The organism is Dysgonomonas sp. Marseille-P4677 (genome assembly GCF_016652235.1).
GTDB lineage: Bacteria > Bacteroidota > Bacteroidia > Bacteroidales > Dysgonomonadaceae > Dysgonomonas.
This window is the reverse complement of the sequence record NZ_JAEPKU010000026.1, coordinates 20528-38160: the sequence shown is the minus strand read 5'-3', so window position 1 is coordinate 38160 and position 17633 is coordinate 20528. Positions and strand designations below refer to the sequence as shown.

Sequence of the window (17633 nt, the reverse complement as noted above, 5' to 3'; positions counted from 1 at the left end):
CATCAATAGAACCAACAGTATTTACCATACCATTTTAGAATAACTAAAGTAAATAAAACAGAAAAAACAGATGATATCATATAAAAACATTATATTTGTAGCATATACAATCAAGGGGTGCCTTAATAGGCTGAGATTATACCCTTATAACCTGATACGGGTAATGCCGGCGTAGGAATGATAAAAAAAGAAATTCTCTCCTTTAAATAGGATATCTCTTGATTAGTATATTAATACTATTCAATCATGACAAATAAAAAGAGGTATCCAACGACATCCATAATTATAAATTTTGAAAATCAAGGTTATGCTGAGATACCAACGTATTTAAATACGTTTCGGGTTATCAGTATTTCCAATACTTCTTTTATTGAAAATCATAATATTTCATTAAAAGTTGTTGATTCTGTCATGATTGTCATTAGTAAAACCTGTTTAAAGATAATTCTCGGTATTGACAATTATTCTTCAAGGACTCAACCATTAAATAATAAAATATATGACAATTAAGCTAAATAACCAATATCACGATATAGTGGAAGGAACTTCATTGATGTCTTTTATTGAAAGTCTCGGACTGAAAACAGATGGAATTGCTATAGCTATTAACTTCGAAGTGGTTCCTAAAGCCATGTGGTCAAAGACGATATTAACAGACAAATTAGAACTAATGCTGATCCATGCTGTATCAGGAGGATAAACCCATGAAATTAATAGTAATAACCAATGAACGTATATTAGATTACGAAGGCTCTATTTTAAGTAATCTCTTCGATGAAGGGCTTGAGACCTTACATCTTCGTAAGCTTATAGCTACCGAAGGAGAGATAATCCATTTAATAGAACAAATCCCAGTAAAATATCATAAAAGAATTGTATTACACGATCATTATAACATTTTAAAATATTTTGATTTAAATGGAATCCATCTCAATCGCAGAAATCCTATTCCTCCTTCAATAGAAGTGGCATCCGTTAGTCGTTCATGTCATTCCTTCGAATGTATCAAAGCATCTATGAATAATCATAACTATATGTTTCTAAGTCCTATATTCGATAGTATTTCCAAATCAGGTTATAACCATGCTTTTACCAAAGAGGAACTTCTGGAAGCTAAGTTGAATTGTATTATAAACAAAAAGGTAATTGCTCTTGGCGGAATCTGTAAAGAAACAATACCTATTGCATCAGAATATGGATTTGGAGGTGTCGCAGTACTAGGAGCTATATGGGGTAATTATTATCAAGATAGAGATGAGAATGCTCTGCTGAGAAGATTCTCTGATCTATCAAAAATCGTGAGTAAATTATGAATAACTTATTATTTATAACACACCAAACCGAAAAATATAATTATTTAGATTCGGTTGAAATTGCCTTAAAAGGAGGTTGTTTGCATATCCAGTTACGCATGAAAGGTGAGCTTCCTGATGCTATAGAAAGAATAGCTCTATGTGCTAAAGAATTATGTAACCAATATAAAGCAAAGCTATATATTAATGATCATGTTGAGATATGTAAAAATATTAAAGCCGAAGGAGTACATTTGGGCAAGTCCGACATGTCGCCGATTGATGCTCGAAAGATATTAGGTGATAACTTTATTATTGGAGCTACAGCCAATACATTTGAGGATATTTGCCGTTTTAAGAATGAAGGAGTCGACTACATCGGTCTCGGTCCATTTCGTTTTACTACTACTAAAAAGAATTTAAGCCCTATCCTAGGATTATCCGGATATCAGAATATAATACAACAGTGTAAGGAAGCGAAAATACAATTACCTCTAGTTGCAATTGGAGGAATAACTATTAATGATATTCCTTATATAATAAAAATGGGAATGCATGGAATTGCCCTTTCATCCTCTATTTTAACATCTGAAAATCCAATTGAAGAGACAAAAAAAATAATCACTTGTATTAATAAATATAAAATATGAAAAATCTTGTAATAGCAGGAAAGGAATTTTCCTCTCGTCTGTTTCTCGGAACAGGAAAATTCAGTTCAAATACAATAATGAGTGATGCTATAAAAGCATCAGATACCCAGATGGTAACTGTGGCAATGAAACGCCTGAATATATCAAAAAAACAGGATGATATGCTAGAGCATATTTCTTTACCAGGAATTCAACTTTTACCAAATACTTCCGGAGTTCGAAATGCAAAAGAAGCTGTCTTTGCTGCTCAAATGGCGAGGGAAGCTTTCGAAACAAATTGGCTGAAATTGGAAATACATCCCGATCCAAGATATTTGCTGCCTGATCCCATAGAAACACTAAAAGCGACAGAATCATTAGCAAAACTCGGCTTTATAGTATTGCCTTATATTCAGGCGGACCCTGTTTTGTGTAAATTGCTTGAAGAAGCAGGAGCTTCTACAGTTATGCCTTTAGGTGCGCCGATTGGAACAAATAAAGGTTTAAGAACTAAAGATTTACTTGAAATCATTATTGAGCAGAGTAAAATTCCGGTTGTGATAGATGCAGGAATTGGAGCCCCATCTCATGCAGCTGAAGCAATGGAAATTGGAGCCGATGCGGTATTGGTAAATACGGCTATTGCAGTAGCCGGCGATCCGGTAGAAATGGCAAAGGCTTTTCGTTTAGCTGTAGAAAGTGGGCGTATAGCATTTGAATCTCAGTTAGGCGCACAGCTTAATGTGGCTAAAGCAAGTAGCCCCCTAACTTCATTTCTCATGTAGGCCTAGGCTTAAAAAATAGACATTCGCATTATAAATGTGTTTACATGTATCAGTACTAGAATTAATAAAGAAGATATGATTATTGAATAAAAATAAATATATGATATGAGTTTTATAAAACAAATTAGCGACTACGATTGGGAGACAATAAAGTCGTTTATATATAATAAAACAGCAAAAGATGTTGAAAATGCTTTAGGTAAACAAAGACCAACCGTCGATGATTTTATGGCAATGATATCACCTGCTGCAGAGCCTTATTTGGAACAAATGGCTATATTGAGCCGAAAATACACTCTACAAAGATATGGTAATACCATACAGTTTTATGTTCCTCTTTATCTTACTAATTCTTGTGTAAACTACTGTGTTTACTGCGGATTTAATAAAAACAACGACATAAAGCGTATAATATTGACCGAAGAACAGATAATGCAGGAAGTTAAAGCTATTAAACAAATGGGCGATTTCCAACATATTCTGTTAGTCACAGGTGAGAATTCTCGAGGTGCGGGTGTTGATTATATAGAAAATGTAATCCGTTTGATAAAGCCTTATTTTTCATCTATTTCTATTGAGGTTCAGCCATTGAAAGAAAAAGAATATAAACAACTGACTAACGCTGGATTGAATGCTGTATATTGTTATCAGGAAACGTATAATAAAACAAGATACAAAATATATCATCCGAAAGGTATAAAGTCTAAATTCGACTGGCGTCTCGATGGTTTCGATCGTATGGGTAAAGCCGGAATTCACAAAATAGGATTAGGGGTTTTAATAGGCCTTGAAGATTGGCGCACCGATGTCACTATGATGGCCTTTCATTTGCAGTACTTGCAAAAGACATATTGGCAAACCAAATACTCTATTTCTTTTCCCCGGATACGTCCGCACAAAGGGGAAGGATTTGGACCGAATGTGATAATGACAGACAAGGAGCTCGCTCAAATAATATTTGCATATCGGATTTTCAATCATGATATAGAGATAGCTTTATCTACACGAGAAGATGTAATGTTTAGAGACAATATGCTTACATTAGGAATCACATCTTTGAGTGCTGGTTCTAAAACTTCTCCTGGAGGTTATGCCGTTTACCGCAATAAACTGGAACAGTTCTCAGTGAATGATAGCCGTTCTCCTACTGATGTAGCACAGGTCGTAAAAGAAAAAGGATACGAGGTTGTTTGGAAAGACTGGGATCTGAGTTTACAATAAAAATCTTTAGATATAGTAAGATTATGGATGGAATCAGATATAATAGAAATATACTAATAGAGGGATTAGGTGAGACTGGACAACAAAAAATACATAATTCCAGTGTTCTTGTTGTTGGAGCCGGAGGTTTAGGATCACCTGTCTTGTTTTATCTGGCAGCAGCAGGAATTGGAACATTGGGAATCATAGATCATGATGTTATTGATCTTTCAAATCTTCAACGTCAAATATTGCATCGAACAGATGAAATAGGAAAATCGAAAGTTGTATCAGCAAAAGAAAAGCTGAAGGCTCTAAACCCTGAAGTAAATGTAATTACTTATGAAGAACTCTTCACGATGGAAAATGCAGCAGATTTGGTGCGACAATATGATTTTATAATTGATTGTTGCGACAATTATGAGACGAAGTTCTTAATTAACGACATCTGTGTTGCCGAGCAAAAAGCTTACTCACATGGAGCTGTACTTTCCCTTCGAGGTGAAGTAATGACATATATTCCCGGTAGTGCAGATTATCGTAAGATTTTTGACAGCCCTCCGGAGAAAGAACATAGCTTAACCTCTGCTCAAGCCGGAATATTGGGCTCTATTGCAGGTATTATAGGAAGTATACAAGCAACTGAAGCTATAAAATATTTTACAGGATTAGGAAACTTAATTCTTGATAGACTTTTGGTCTTAGAAGGTGAAACAATGACATTCTATTCCTTAAAAGTTTAAATTTATTACAACAGATAGAGCTGAACAGATACTCGGCTCTATCTCTTATACTACTCTATATTATACTTTCTTATCATTGTTGAATGATATAGAATAAATAATATTGATAATCTAAATCTCCCACTCTATTTTTTCAAATTCAACTTAATACTATAATCCGAAATAATTAATATACAGAGATAGACGAAATTGAAATTTGATTAGAAATAAACTTAACCGAATCGTATTTAAAGCTTAATTGTATTTGACAACCCTCATGTCTTAAATTATGTTTTATCTGTATAAGGAGTTCTAATACAAATATGTAATTCGGAATTCAATTGAAAACAAATAAGTTTTACAACGTAAGACTTATTTACTGTTCATTATTAAAAAACCCCTTTAATTATTTGTAATTATGAAAACTAATCTTTTATCAATTATGATGACAGTTGCAAGTTTTATATTTGCATCATGTAGTAGCAACGATGAACCCGAAGTATATGACAGAAAAGTAAAGTTCTCATCAGGAATATCAGCGAATCTGGCTAAAGTAGGTGGTACTGACGGCAACCAATGGGAAGGAAACGAATCTATAGGTATATATATGGTAGGTAATAAAACAACAGATGTAGCAGAAGGAGCCCAAAATATAAGATATACTACTACATCTACAGGTGCATCGGCAACATTCACCTCCACAACTCCTATCTACTATCCGGTAAATATATTATCGAAAGTAGATTTTATTGCTTATCATCCGACAACGCCTCGGTAAGTAATTATATTTACCCTATCAATGTAGCTACTCAAAGCAACCAATCGGGAATCGACCTCATGACAGCCTTTGCTGATAATACGGGAGCCGGATATGATAAGGCTAATACTTCGGCTATTAATTTGAGATTCAAACATCAGCTTGCCAAAATCGTAATAAATGTGGCAAATGGAGCAGGCATACCTAATTTGACAGGATTAACAGTAAGTATAGAAGGTATGAATACTAACGCCGATTTTGATCTAAAAGGTACAGCTGGTATTACCAATATAAGTGAGATAGTAGCAATTACTCCATTTGATGCAGGAAGTAACAATTACGAAGCTATCTTACTACCTGTGACATTAAATAACACCCATGTTGTAAGGTTCACTGTGGGAGGCAATACATATATATGGACGATTAGCAATAATAACAATAATATTACAGCTTTCGAAAGTAGTAAGAAATATACGTTTAATGTAACCATCAATAAAGAAGAAGTACAAGTTACCGGAGCAATTGATGTTTGGGAAAATGGAGGGAGTGGTACTGGAATAGGTAACTAAGATAAAGCTCGACAACACAATCGACCGGATTGATCATGTTGACACTAATAAAAATCTCTTTTCTTGTTATCTATCAGGAAAAGAGATTTTACATTTGTCTGTATCTCTTACTAAATTGAGCTAGATCATCTCCTTTGAGGGCAGATGCGACCAAGTCAGGTAAACGATCGGGGGTACAAGCAAAACAAGCTATTCCCAACTTACTGATTTCTTTTCCTAGAACTTCATCATAACTAGGTTTACCTCTATCGGTCAGAGCTAAAAGAGTAATTACTTTTACACCATTCTCATACATTTCGGATAAACGGCGAAGAAGTCCTTTGCGAACTCCTCCTTCATAAAGATCGGAGATAAGAATAAACATAGTCTTACGAGGGTTCTCTATAAGAGTTTGGCAATAAGCCACAGATTTATTTATGTCTGTTCCACCTCCCATCTGTACCCCAAACAACATATCTACAGGGTCTTGACGGCACAACTCTGTCAAGTCTGATACTTCTGTATCGAAAGCAACAACATGTGTATCCAAAGCTGGCATACTAGCAAAAATCGAACCCATAACAGATGAATAGATGATAGAGTCAGCCATCGATCCACTTTGGTCTATGTCCAAAATCACAGTCCATGCCTTTTGTCTTTGGCTACGCTCGAAAAAATAGAATTTTTCGGGAATAAGGCGTTTCGTTTTTGTATCGTAATTTTTCAGATTCCTATTGATTGTACGTTTCCAGTCGGTAGATGCAAAATTAGCAATGGGTGAATGTTCTTTCTTATTCAAAGCTCCCGTTACTGCACGACGCATATCTTGCTCCATTTTTTTCATAATTTCATCTACCACATCACGTACCAGTTGACGAGCTGTATCTTTCGATTTTTCCGGTATCTGACCTTTCAGCGCAAGTAATGTGCCTACCATTGTTATATCCGGCTTTACATTCTTCAAAGTTTCAGGTTCAAAGAGTAACTTAGTCAGTCCCTTTCGCTCGATAGCATCCGATTGAATGACACTGACTACATCTTCGGGAAAGAAAGTGCGGACATCAGTTAACCATTTAGCCAAGTTAGGTGATGACGAACCCAATCCGGCTTTCTTCCCTCCTGCTCCACCCTGCCCTTCTCCATCATAGATAGCGGCAAGAGCAGCATCCATGATCGACTCTTTTTCGTTAAGTCCTACATTATCCAAAGCTCGGGTATCTTGCCCCAGAATGAGACGCCAACGCGTCATATTTTTATTTTGTTGTTCTACTTCTCCCATCTTCTCAAAAATCAAAGTCAAAATCGTTCAATTCATCCAATTTTTCAGTCTCCACTTCGGTCAACTCTGATTGCAATATTTCTGCCGTATTCTCTGCACCTGTTCCCCATATATCGCCAAGCAGCTCGGCAATACTATTTTTCTGATTTGGCTCAAATTCGCCAAAAGCTCTTCGCAGGAAAACAACCGATCGAAAAAACTCATCATCATCTAATTGCGACACATATTTATCCAACTCTTGCCACAACATAACACGCGATAATAACGCATAGCGATTTCGCCCGGACAGACCCTCGAACCATCCTGCGCCTAAATCAGCTGGTACCCCTGGGGATAGGCGGCGAGACACTTCTTTAGCACAATCCTCCTCACTAGCCAAATTGTGCTCTAATAAAATAGAGAATGCTACGCCCGAAAGTTTGGTATTCAGATCGTCACGCCAAGCCAATTGATGAAGTTGTTTTTGCCATGTGTCTACATCTACTACATCATATTGTTGCTGAGAGATAAGTTCCATCATATTAATACCTTGTGTAATAATAGTAGCCGCCTTATCGTCGCATGACGCCGCATCAGCAAGTAACAGGGCTGAACGCAAAAACAATTGTTGCAAAATAGGCACTAAAGGTTCTAAATTAAACTGTCTCAGATCTCCATACTGAATGAGCGTAGAAAGTTCATGAGCTGCGTTGGCTGTAGCCTTAAAATCGTTTGAATCGACAAGCAATGCTTGTAACGTATTTAATGCATTATCAAAAATATTTGTAAGATGACACTCACATGCTAAACGTATGATCTGTGCTGCTAATGTAATATCTGTACAATCAGCCAATTGTTCCCTTAACTGATAAGCAGCTGCGATCTCCAGCGTTTCACCTTTCAGATTGGCTTCTACAATTTCTATTTCCACTTCGGGTGTCCAACGAAGCGTCCATTTTTCTGCCCATGTGGCACTGTCTTGCGATACTCGTATCTGTTCGGCAAAGTGAATATTTAATACACGGAGACGATGAAGAAAGATGGAACGATTGAGGTCTATAAATGCAGCCTCTTTAGATTTTACCTTTAGATTTTCCCGCAGATCTAGACTTAATTCTTGTGCTACGGATGATTTGTAATTGGTCAATTTCAATCGTTTCAACTCCTGATTCATATCTTCCTGAACAGGTGTTTGGCTTACCCCTTCGGGCAGATAGCCTATTGCTGTACCAATATCTATACGATTGATAGCTTCTGCAACAGAGGATAACTCACCTCCTCCGAAACAAGTAATCACTGCATCGTGTAAATCTTTGAGGACCGGTATAGCTCCTCCCCGCATTGAAGTGAGTGCATTAGCCAAACGAACAGCTTCAATCACACTGGCAGACGAAGCATTATGTCCCTGATCGCGCAAGGCCTTTGCCACTTTAGACAGATAAACAGCAGGCAAATCAGACAAACGTTCTTTACCCATAGCCTGCCACATCAATTCAAAGTAATATGGCGCTTTATTACCCGCCCCATAACCTGTACGACTACTCAATCGCAAGTAAGAATAAGGCATTAAGGTCAGTTGAACCGGGACCTTAGGCATTCTATTTAATTCTTCATCTGACATAGGAGATAATTTCATATCAATTCCCAAAACATGATATGCTCCCACAATTACGACTATATCTTCTGGCTTAACACCTTCTGAAATAATGCGTGTTATTTCGCGACGCATATATGCTTCCCTAATTAGATTATAGGAGAAATCATAGGGTACAGCTTCGTATTCTTTATCTATAACCATCTGGCGCATTTCAGATGATTGATATATCAAACCGTTACGAAAAGTATCTGGATTGAGATTATGCTCAAAACTACGTTCCCAATAGCTCTCGTAATCTTCCTCTTTGCTGCAATATGCTATCTTATCATACAAACCGTTATGAAAAGCATAGAAAACCTCGCCCGCCTCGTTGCGCTCGCGATTGCGTTCTTGACGCAGACTAAGCATCACATTGGTAGGTAAGTCTATAAACCTCACATCCAATTTATTCTTTATCGCCCAACAAATAGCCTGATACTCGGGCGAATAAGAAGCAAAAGGATAAAGTACTGTTTCTATTGGCAGCTCAGTTGTATAAGCCAGTAGAGCTATAGGAGGTTTTACCTCTTTCTTGGCAATATATTTTATCATCTCGGTAGCATCCGAAGGGCCTTCTATAAGTATGTATTTAGGCTTTTTTTCTTTCAGATATTTGATAAGATGATAAGACGCTCCGGGAGAAAGATGTCTTACTCCGAATATATTTAATTTTGAACTCATTTATACTCCATTAATCATTCATCTCGCTACATGTATTATATAAGCCTCGCCACGATGAACCTCGCTTCTTCATTACGTTTTCAAGATATTCTTTCCAGACTAATTTGTCTTTGTCTTCATCTTTCACCACTGCCCCCTGAAGTCCTGCGGCTAAGTCTTCATCAGTAATAGTTCCATTTCCGAAACTGGCTGCAAGAGCCATACTATTTGTTATAAGTGAGATAGCTTCTGCTGTAGAAATTACTCCACTCGGAGACTTTAACTTTTGTTTTTCATCCAATGTCATTCCTTGGCGGAGTTCTCGGAAGATGGTTACAATCTTTTCTATCGCCTCATTGCTAGGCAGATTGGCTTTTAGACGATAGTTGCTTGATATTTCAGACACACGTTTAGTGACAATAGATACCTCAGTATCCAAATTTGCCGGAGCAGGCAGTACAATGATATTGAAACGACGTTTCAGGGCTGATGACATATCGTTCACTCCTCTATCACGTGTATTGGCTGTCGCTATAATTGAGAAACCACGTTGGGCAGAAAGTTCTTTTCCCAACTCCGGGATTGCTATATTCTTTTCTGATAAAATAGAAATCAGAGCATCTTGTACTTCTGAAGCACAACGCGATATTTCCTCGAAACGAGCTATTGTACCCGATTCCATCGCTCTATATATAGGACTCTTGATCAATGCTTCATTTGATGGCCCATTAGCTAACAACATGGCATAATTCCAAGAATAACGGATATGTTCTTCGCTAGTTCCTGCCGTACCTTGTATCACTTTTGCTGAATCGCTGCAAATAGCGGCTGTCAGATTCTCGGACAACCACGATTTTGCCGTACCAGGTTCACCTATCAAGAGCAGAGAGCGGTCTGTAAGCAAAGTCGCTATAGCTATTTCTACCAAACGGTTGTGTCCTATATATTTAGGAGTAATATCCACTTTCCCTGCTTTTCCTCCAGTAATAAACTTAAAAACAGCCTTTGGTGACAGTTGCCACCCGACAGGCTTTTCTTCCTTTTTGTCTTCTTCTTTCAATGCTTCCAACTCGTGAGCATACAACAACTCGGCGGGTAGCCTCAATACGTCTTCTTTCTTTTCAGCCATTATATAGTGTTATTTTAAGTTTGTTATTTATTGCCCTTCTATTTCGTCTGCTATTTTATTGTATATCTCTACTTTGCTTTTTTCGTACATAGTCCTGAAACGTTTTGCATATTCTTTTGGAAACTGTGTCCAGAAACCTTTTTCTAATAATCTATGTAGAGCATAAAAATATGTATTTCTAGAAAGCTTTTCAATAGATGAACAAATAGCATCAAAACCTCCTTTTATCTTGCGCAACATAATGATTTCAAAAATGGTAATCTGTTCTATCGGAGCTATTCTTTTTGTCAAATTAATAAGCAATTCATCCAGTTCTTTATTTTTAGGTTGTAAAGCATTTAATAATAGCAACCCTGAATTAAAACTCTCATTCCATTTTGAATCGGCAATACATTTAAATAATAGTTTACCCCAACGAGAATCTGTTTTATCAATGTTAACCTTCATATCTGCCACATCGTAGTAATGATAATAGCTATAATCTGAATATACTTTAAAAAGGGCATTCATACTAATGGTATTTGCCTCATTTATGAACTGCGGACTAAAAGTATCAAATATCATTGATGGAGAATAAACCTCATTAGCTGTAACAAAATAATCATACCACAGATGCTTCTTCCAACTGCTATCGGGAATATCATTTATATTTTTCTCATAAAAAGACAGTATTTTCGAGCGTTCTTTACTATTCAGAATTGCTATTATTCTGTTAGTTATACCATGCGCCATGCTTTCTAACAAACTTTTCTTTGTTAATAGTAATGTATGCAACTGTTTATCTGTCAATACTCTTTCAACGAATACTAAAGTTTCAGGTTGCTCTTTATTATTCAGAGCATCAAGATTGATTGTGAACTTTTCGAACGTATCTACAAGTACTTTATCTTCGGTACTTTTATCAAGAGCTAAAACTGCCTCGTACGAATCAACCACTTGATTAAATACTTCTTGAAAAAAAAATGGCAGCTTAGAGAATGCTAAAGCTGATGTGACTAATTGCAGATTTGCTTTATTTTTACTGCTTTTAAGATAGATATCTTTCAGCTTTTCAAGGCTTTTCCTACTATTTAATTTCACTAATGCATTATATGCAGCCTCTCTTACCTGCTTGTTTTTATCATCCGCCAACTGAATAACCTGTTCTTCATTTTCTATGTCATCCCCCAGAATAACAACTGCTTCTGCTCGTAATACAGGGAGGGAAGATACTAAAATAGCATCTATCATTTCCCTGATATTAGGATAACCCAATTGATTCAATAAACGTAAACGTCTGGCATTTTCAGCCTTGTCTTCATAGGCAAAGCCTTGCAGAAGAAAAGGAATCATGGGTTTTCCTATCTTCGGAATGATAGTTTGTTCTATATATTGGCATAGTTCGCCGTATTTGTCACCTAATGCAAAATCCAGATAATTATAAGTACGGGAATCGTTAAAAATATTTCTTTCGAAAGCATCTTTCAATACTTCCAGCCTTCCCGAATTGCTCGTAGTCAGAGCATCCATCACAGGCTTAAGCTGCAAATAGGAATATTCAGTATTGACTTCATCAATAGATATTCCGGGTATTTGCTCTTTTGTTTCCTGATCGGGCTCTATGCCTTCTCCTTGCGTATACAAAACGGAATAGAGCAGAGTGGAAATATTCATCAGTTTTTCGGGTGATGCTTGAACATCTGTAGTTGATAAATCTTCCAAATCAGTCGCTATTTTTTTGAATACGGGTACTTTTTCTCCTAATTTAGAAAAAACAATGATATGTTTTTGTAAACGGGGATCACCTTTGGCAAATTTACTACCTGCAATGAACAAACGGTTTATCTCTTGTTGGAGGTCATATAATGGTTGAATTTTCATCGTCTTTGAGTTTTGAAATTAATACAATAACCGAACAATCTTATCTGGAGTGATAAGTGATAGCGGCTGCATAGAAAATAATCCTGTCTGCACATCATTATTTACCATTGCCGTCAGCACATAGCTTTGTGGATTTGATGGTAAAATAGCTTTCAGATTGGTCGTCGGTGATACTTCCTGCTCATCAATATCTTTGATGGTTAGTTTATGTCCATCTTTATCTTCAAACACTAGATCATTTCCGTTAAGCGATGCCTTATTCAACGAAATCAGTACCACAGGATGCTTGTCCATTAAAGGGTTCTTTATTGTATTCTTCACAGCCTTTATAGTTTCTGAATAATTCTGGCCCGCAAAAGATTCAATAGTAACTAAGTCTTTTGGCCCTATTTTGCGTTCTTTTATATTATCAGCTTCCCAACGCACACGTGGATTTTGATCGCCAGGGTAGATATAGATTTCACTAATCTGTAGCACATTGAAATTACTATTATCCTCTTTAATGTATTTAGCTGCACGATAAGGACGATAGTTTTTTGTCTTATATATTTTCCCTGTTTTCAGGTTGAGCCAGATACCCTCATCAACGTATTCTTTACGAGCCGAATTATCATAGCTATTAAACGAAAGTTGTATTAATTCAGCATTCTCTTCATAAAGTCCGTATTGCATCAATTCTATAAGCGTCCAAGTGTAACCGATCTGTTCCTCAATTGCAGAGTTGAGTTCAGGATCTGCCTCTGGGTCAGCTTTTCGTTTATTCAGATAGTCTTCTGCTTTCTTTAATAATGCCCAAATGTAATTGATCTGATCAATCACTTTCGTATATTCTTCATTCTCTACTTCGTCGAATTCTAGCATTAGATTATTGAACGCTGTTTGTACCCCCGTGATATAATAATTGCCCAATTCTTTAATCTGATCTTTCAATGTCTTCTTGATTTTAGCATCTATTGAAGATAAACCGGTTAAAGTAATATCTTTAAGCATTTTATGAGCCATCTCTAAACCCAACAGTTGGGTATCTATTTTTTTTACAAATGCAGCCTTATTTATCTTTTTAGGTTTATCAGCTTTTTCTTTGATAGACTCTTTGATCTGTTCTTTTTTCTCTTGTTTTTTTTCTATTTTTTCCCGCTTCGACAGTATATCTTCAGGTATATCATCTTTCGTAAATGCTCCGTTATTGGCTTCATAAGCATAAAGCAGGCCTAATGTATGCTTACAAGGAAATTGTCGGCTTGGGCAATTGCATCGAAATACGGGATTATTCTCATCTACATAATCAGCCGAACACAAATAAGGATTTTTTCCGCTTCCGGCACATTCTCCCCATATGAGATCTTTATCTGATGAAATTTTAAGATTAGAAAACTTACTTTTTTTTAAGAGATCGCGCCCATTCTTAGCAGCAGCTGCATTTGGAGCTAATTCTTCAATTTTCTGTTGTGTTACATGCATATTGAGTGTGTTATTTTGTATTAGTTGTATCAAAATATGACAAATATAATAGAATATTTGGACTCTAGCCTTAGTTAGAGATAGTATTTATGCTAATATTCGCTTTCTTCTTTGAGTTGGTATTTAAAATGTTCGTGTTTTTACTGACTGGTATATTTAATTTGTTTTTATATAAATCAAGGATACTTAATAGATTTTCAGTATAACAACAATTAACAAATGTTTTTTGGTTAATCGATATAGCATTTATACTTTTACGATGTACCTAATAAATAAAAAAGAATTTAATCTAATACTAATTTCTGTCTTGTTTTAAGTGATGGGAAAAACTCAGTCTATGAACAACTCTAATACATTCAGATATATTGAATTGGACAAGGGTATTTGTCTCAAAATCAACGAGACAAGGGATAGCTTTGTATATATATTAAATGGTCAAGTTACAGCTTCTTTTGCTAAAAACAAATGGCAAAATATTAAAGTTGGAGATACTCTCCTTATAACAAAAAATACGTTTATACAATTTGAAACAATTGATAAGACTGTCTTGATTCTATTAAAGCTAGAGAATATTATCCGACATTTTTCCAAAAACTTGATAAAACAAATGATTGAGATTTCGAACGGGGATCAATGGAACATACTTGAAGCCAAAGGTCATTTGCATAAATTTTGGACGTTGATCTTCCTATATCTTAAAGATAGTATAGATATGAAAAATATAGATCAATCGATAGAGGATCAACTTTTTATGTTAATAAAGGAATATTATTCGACGGAGGAAATAAGTGCATTTCTTCATCCTATATTAGATGAAAATACATTATTTGCACAATTGGTTAAGGAGAATTGTTTAAGAGTAAATTCTATTTCAGAATTAGCCCAACTGACAAATTATAGCCCTTCTGGATTTATAAAGAAATTTCAAAAATGCTTCAATGAAGCCCCATATCAATGGATAACGAAATTTAAAGCTAAAAGGATTATGCAAGATATATGCTTTACTCAGGATTACTTCTGTGAAATATCTGATAGATATGGCTTTACATCTCAATCCTATTTCTATACTTTCTGTAAAAAACATTATGGCTTAACCCCTACAGAATTAAGGAAACAAGAAAAAGTAAGAATAAAATATTCAAATAGGTAAGAAAGTGAATAAAAAAGGTAAAAATCTATATGCTAAATGGTTTAAATAAACTTTACTTTTGTAGAGTGCTTTATATCCTTTTTCAATCGCTAAAGGATAATTGAAAAAAAAATGAACGAAAAGTGCTTTTAAACGGCTATAATATTGAAGCCTACGTTGTATTTATTTGATCTGTGTATGCAAAAAAGAATAAAAAATCAAAATAAGCCAAAAGAAGCGAATGTTTCAATAAAAGATATTGCTGAACATGTGGGCGTATCTACAGCTACAGTTTCATTAGTACTAAATAGTAAAGATAAGAAAGGGCGTATAAGTAAAGAAGTGGCTCTAAAAGTTAAGGATGCTGCAAAAGAGATGAATTATCGTCCTAATATGTCAGCTCGAAGTTTACGCACGGGTAAAACAAAGACATTAGGTCTGATTGTGGCCGATATTTCAAACCCATTTTTCGCAAAATTAGCGAGAAATATAGAAAATATTGCCGATAAAAAAGATTATCAAGTAATGTTTGGCAGTTCAGATGAATCGAGTATAAAGTTTGAAAAGCTGGTTAATCTGTTTATCGAAAAAAATGTCGATGGCATGATATTAGCTCCTCCTCAGAATTCCGAAGAAACAATAATGCAGCTGATATACAGAAATATACCTGTAGTGCTAATAGATAGATGTATAGAGAGACTCCCTGTGAGTTCAGTTCAGATAGATAATTTTGGAGCAGCTTACTCTCTTACCGATTTATTAATAAAGCGTGGTTGCCGGAAAATTGGTTTCATCGCATGTAATATAGGCTTACCTAATATTAGTAAACGGTATGACGGCTATAAAAGTGCTTTAGAGAACAATTTGATTCCTTTAAATGAAGATATAGTGTGTTCTGTGTCGTTCGAAAACTTTGAACAGGCTGTGGAGCAAGGTATCGAAAAACTTATAGATAAGGGAGTAGATTCATTAGTTTTCTCTACGAATAGAGTTGGAATTCAATCGCTACTCACTTTGCAAAAACATAAAAAACATTTGAATCTGAAATACGGTAGTATAGATAATCCTGATGAATATAAAGTATCAAGATTACCTATGTTATGTATAGAGCAGCCTATTGAAGGTATGGGACGTAGAGCTTTTGAGATCTTATTCAAACAAATAGAAGACCCCTCTTTTGATGAAGTAGAGTCTGTCGTATTACAAGCTAAAATTAATGAATTAAACAATTTATGACACTTTTCAACTAGATTCTCATGATATTAGCCCGACCTTTTGATTAGTTAATCGAATTAGCATATATTCTAATATTAATATTTAACCTATGAAGAATAAAGAAAAAAAACGTAGCATTTTTTTTAATCCCGAAGGCGGAAGTTATCTATTCCCATTTATCCTCATTAGTTCATTATTTCTGATGTGGGGATTTGCTCATGGTCTTTTAGATGTTCTCAACAAACACTTTCAGGAAGCATTCACCATGAGTAAAGCCGAATCAGGTTTAGTCCAATTTTCCACCTATATAGCATATGGGCTCATAGCCTTTCCTGCAGGAATATTTATGCGAAAATATGGATATAAGAAAGGTATTATATTAGGACTTATTGTGTATGCAATAGGCGCATTCAGTTTTATTCCCGCAGCATACGGAACTTCTCCGGAACCTTTCCTTGTTGCATTGTTTATTGTTGCATGTGGCTTATGTGTTTTAGAAACAGCGGCAAATCCATATTCGACGGTTTTAGGACCAAAGGAAAGTGCTTCGCGAAGATTGAATTTATCTCAATCTCTAAATGGTTTAGGCTGGGTATTAGGGCCTCTGATTGGAGGACATTTGATATTAGGAGCAGAAGCCGGAGATGCCACGGCTTTAACCAAACCTTATATTCTTATAGGATCATGTGTATTGGTTATTACAGTAATTTTTTTCTTCGTCAAGCTGCCCGATATAAAAGAAGTTTCAGAAAATGTTGCAGATTCTGCTCCAACGGCCGATATACTACCTCAAAAATCAATATGGAAGCATAAGCATTTTGTTTTGGCATTCATTGCGCAAATAATGTATATGATAGCACAGACAGGAATATTTGCCTTGTTTATAAACTATGTTATGGAGCTCGATAGTTCTATATCAAAAGTAGATGCATCCAGATACCTTGCTTTTGGTGGAATGTTTTTGTTTATGATCGGACGTCTCAGTGGTAGCTTTTTGATGGCTCGCTTTGAAGCAAACAAATTATTAGCAGTATATGCTATTACATGTGCAATCTGTATGGCGCTTGTAGTTATGAATATAGGCTTTATATCGCTAGTGGCTCTATGTATCTGCTTCTTCTTCATGTCTATCATGTTCCCTACTATATATGCTTTAGGACTAGCAGGCATGGGCACACAAACAAAAAAAGCAGCTTCATTCCTCACTATGGCTGTAGCGGGAGGAGCTTTTTCTGCTATAATGATGGGTGCCGTAGGAGAAGAAAATATGGCTATTGGATTTATCATTCCTTTAATATGCTTTGTATACATATCATTTTTTGGACTCAAAGGATACAAAGTAAGATAGTATA

At 35.7% G+C, this 17633-nt stretch carries 14 protein-coding genes, 1 pseudogene and 1 riboswitch; of the genes and pseudogenes, 10 read left to right on the top strand and 5 right to left on the bottom strand.

Features of this window, described 5'->3' with window-relative positions:
- The first annotated feature begins 103 nt into the window (after window positions 1-103).
- Window positions 104-195: riboswitch (TPP riboswitch) on the top strand.
- A gap of 304 nt (window positions 196-499) precedes the next feature.
- From thiS to JGH11_RS20520, 7 genes and pseudogenes are all read left to right on the top strand, one after another.
- Window positions 500-700: a sulfur carrier protein ThiS gene (thiS, locus tag JGH11_RS07120; protein WP_201110883.1), complete on the top strand. Its 201-nt coding sequence runs from the start codon at window positions 500-502 to the stop codon at window positions 698-700.
- 4 nt (window positions 701-704) lie between these two features.
- Window positions 705-1313, top strand: a complete 609-nt coding sequence (locus tag JGH11_RS07115) for a thiamine phosphate synthase (protein WP_201110882.1) — start codon at window positions 705-707, stop codon at window positions 1311-1313.
- On the top strand, window positions 1310-1942 hold the full coding sequence (locus tag JGH11_RS07110) for a thiamine phosphate synthase (protein WP_201110881.1): 633 nt from the start codon (window positions 1310-1312) through the stop codon (window positions 1940-1942). Before JGH11_RS07115 ends, JGH11_RS07110 begins: the two co-directional genes overlap by 4 nt.
- A complete protein-coding gene (locus JGH11_RS07105) occupies window positions 1939-2706 on the top strand; it encodes a thiazole synthase (RefSeq protein WP_201110880.1) in 768 nt (255 codons plus the stop codon). Before JGH11_RS07110 ends, JGH11_RS07105 begins: the two co-directional genes overlap by 4 nt.
- A gap of 105 nt (window positions 2707-2811) precedes the next feature.
- The gene (thiH, locus tag JGH11_RS07100; RefSeq protein ID WP_201110879.1) at window positions 2812-3927 is read left to right on the top strand and encodes a 2-iminoacetate synthase ThiH; all 1116 of its coding nucleotides are present in this window, start codon (window positions 2812-2814) and stop codon (window positions 3925-3927) included.
- A 23-nt stretch (window positions 3928-3950) separates the two neighbouring features.
- Window positions 3951-4649, top strand: coding sequence for a HesA/MoeB/ThiF family protein (locus JGH11_RS07095; RefSeq protein WP_201110878.1), 699 nt, complete (start codon window positions 3951-3953; stop codon window positions 4647-4649).
- A gap of 397 nt (window positions 4650-5046) precedes the next feature.
- Window positions 5047-5954: pseudogene (locus JGH11_RS20520) on the top strand (fimbrillin family protein).
- Window positions 5955-6042: 88 nt separating this feature from the next.
- Here JGH11_RS20520 and JGH11_RS07080 read toward each other — a convergent pair.
- Genes JGH11_RS07080 through JGH11_RS07060 form a run of 5 tightly spaced genes read right to left on the bottom strand, consistent with a single transcriptional unit; the run spans window position 6043 to window position 13937 of the window.
- Window positions 6043-7212 carry a VWA domain-containing protein gene (locus JGH11_RS07080; RefSeq protein WP_201110875.1) on the bottom strand — a complete coding sequence of 390 codons (1170 nt, stop codon included), beginning with the start codon at window positions 7210-7212 and terminating at the stop codon, window positions 6043-6045.
- Window positions 7213-7216: 4 nt separating this feature from the next.
- Window positions 7217-9508: a DUF5682 family protein gene (locus tag JGH11_RS07075; RefSeq protein ID WP_201110874.1), complete on the bottom strand. Its 2292-nt coding sequence runs from the start codon at window positions 9506-9508 to the stop codon at window positions 7217-7219.
- Window positions 9509-9518: 10 nt separating this feature from the next.
- Window positions 9519-10616, bottom strand: coding sequence for an AAA family ATPase (locus tag JGH11_RS07070; protein WP_201110873.1), 1098 nt, complete (start codon window positions 10614-10616; stop codon window positions 9519-9521).
- 27 nt (window positions 10617-10643) lie between these two features.
- The gene (locus tag JGH11_RS07065; protein WP_201110872.1) at window positions 10644-12476 is read right to left on the bottom strand and encodes a HEAT repeat domain-containing protein; all 1833 of its coding nucleotides are present in this window, start codon (window positions 12474-12476) and stop codon (window positions 10644-10646) included.
- Window positions 12477-12494: 18 nt separating this feature from the next.
- On the bottom strand, window positions 12495-13937 hold the full coding sequence (locus JGH11_RS07060; RefSeq protein WP_201110871.1) for an SWIM zinc finger domain-containing protein: 1443 nt from the start codon (window positions 13935-13937) through the stop codon (window positions 12495-12497).
- A 337-nt stretch (window positions 13938-14274) separates the two neighbouring features.
- Between JGH11_RS07060 and JGH11_RS07055 the strand changes: the two genes are divergently transcribed.
- The 3 genes from JGH11_RS07055 to fucP all read left to right on the top strand — a co-directional run bounded on the left by JGH11_RS07055 (window position 14275) and on the right by fucP (window position 17629).
- Entirely contained in the window at window positions 14275-15087 is an 813-nt protein-coding gene (locus tag JGH11_RS07055) for an AraC family transcriptional regulator (RefSeq protein ID WP_201110870.1), read from the top strand.
- A 177-nt stretch (window positions 15088-15264) separates the two neighbouring features.
- A complete protein-coding gene (locus tag JGH11_RS07050) occupies window positions 15265-16302 on the top strand; it encodes a LacI family DNA-binding transcriptional regulator (protein WP_201110869.1) in 1038 nt (345 codons plus the stop codon).
- Window positions 16303-16390: 88 nt separating this feature from the next.
- Window positions 16391-17629, top strand: coding sequence for an L-fucose:H+ symporter permease (gene fucP / locus JGH11_RS07045; RefSeq protein ID WP_201110868.1), 1239 nt, complete (start codon window positions 16391-16393; stop codon window positions 17627-17629).
- Window positions 17630-17633: the final 4 nt, after the last annotated feature.

Bases quoted from the DNA above. Each gene is read 5' to 3' on its own strand.
- JGH11_RS07055 (WP_201110870.1), top strand. From the start codon at position 14,275: ATGAACAACTCTAATACATTCAGATATATTGAATTGGACAAGGGTATT.
- JGH11_RS07050 (WP_201110869.1), top strand. From the start codon at position 15,265: ATGCAAAAAAGAATAAAAAATCAAAATAAGCCAAAAGAAGCGAATGTT.
- JGH11_RS07115 (WP_201110882.1), top strand. From the start codon at position 705: ATGAAATTAATAGTAATAACCAATGAACGTATATTAGATTACGAAGGC.
- JGH11_RS07095 (WP_201110878.1), top strand. From the start codon at position 3,951: ATGGATGGAATCAGATATAATAGAAATATACTAATAGAGGGATTAGGT.
- JGH11_RS07110 (WP_201110881.1), top strand. From the start codon at position 1,310: ATGAATAACTTATTATTTATAACACACCAAACCGAAAAATATAATTAT.
- thiH (WP_201110879.1), top strand. From the start codon at position 2,812: ATGAGTTTTATAAAACAAATTAGCGACTACGATTGGGAGACAATAAAG.
- JGH11_RS07065 (WP_201110872.1), bottom strand. From the start codon at position 12,476: ATGAAAATTCAACCATTATATGACCTCCAACAAGAGATAAACCGTTTG.
- fucP (WP_201110868.1), top strand. From the start codon at position 16,391: ATGAAGAATAAAGAAAAAAAACGTAGCATTTTTTTTAATCCCGAAGGC.
- thiS (WP_201110883.1), top strand. From the start codon at position 500: ATGACAATTAAGCTAAATAACCAATATCACGATATAGTGGAAGGAACT.
- JGH11_RS07105 (WP_201110880.1), top strand. From the start codon at position 1,939: ATGAAAAATCTTGTAATAGCAGGAAAGGAATTTTCCTCTCGTCTGTTT.
- JGH11_RS07075 (WP_201110874.1), bottom strand. From the start codon at position 9,508: ATGAGTTCAAAATTAAATATATTCGGAGTAAGACATCTTTCTCCCGGA.
- JGH11_RS07060 (WP_201110871.1), bottom strand. From the start codon at position 13,937: ATGCATGTAACACAACAGAAAATTGAAGAATTAGCTCCAAATGCAGCT.
- JGH11_RS07080 (WP_201110875.1), bottom strand. From the start codon at position 7,212: ATGGGAGAAGTAGAACAACAAAATAAAAATATGACGCGTTGGCGTCTC.
- JGH11_RS07070 (WP_201110873.1), bottom strand. From the start codon at position 10,616: ATGGCTGAAAAGAAAGAAGACGTATTGAGGCTACCCGCCGAGTTGTTG.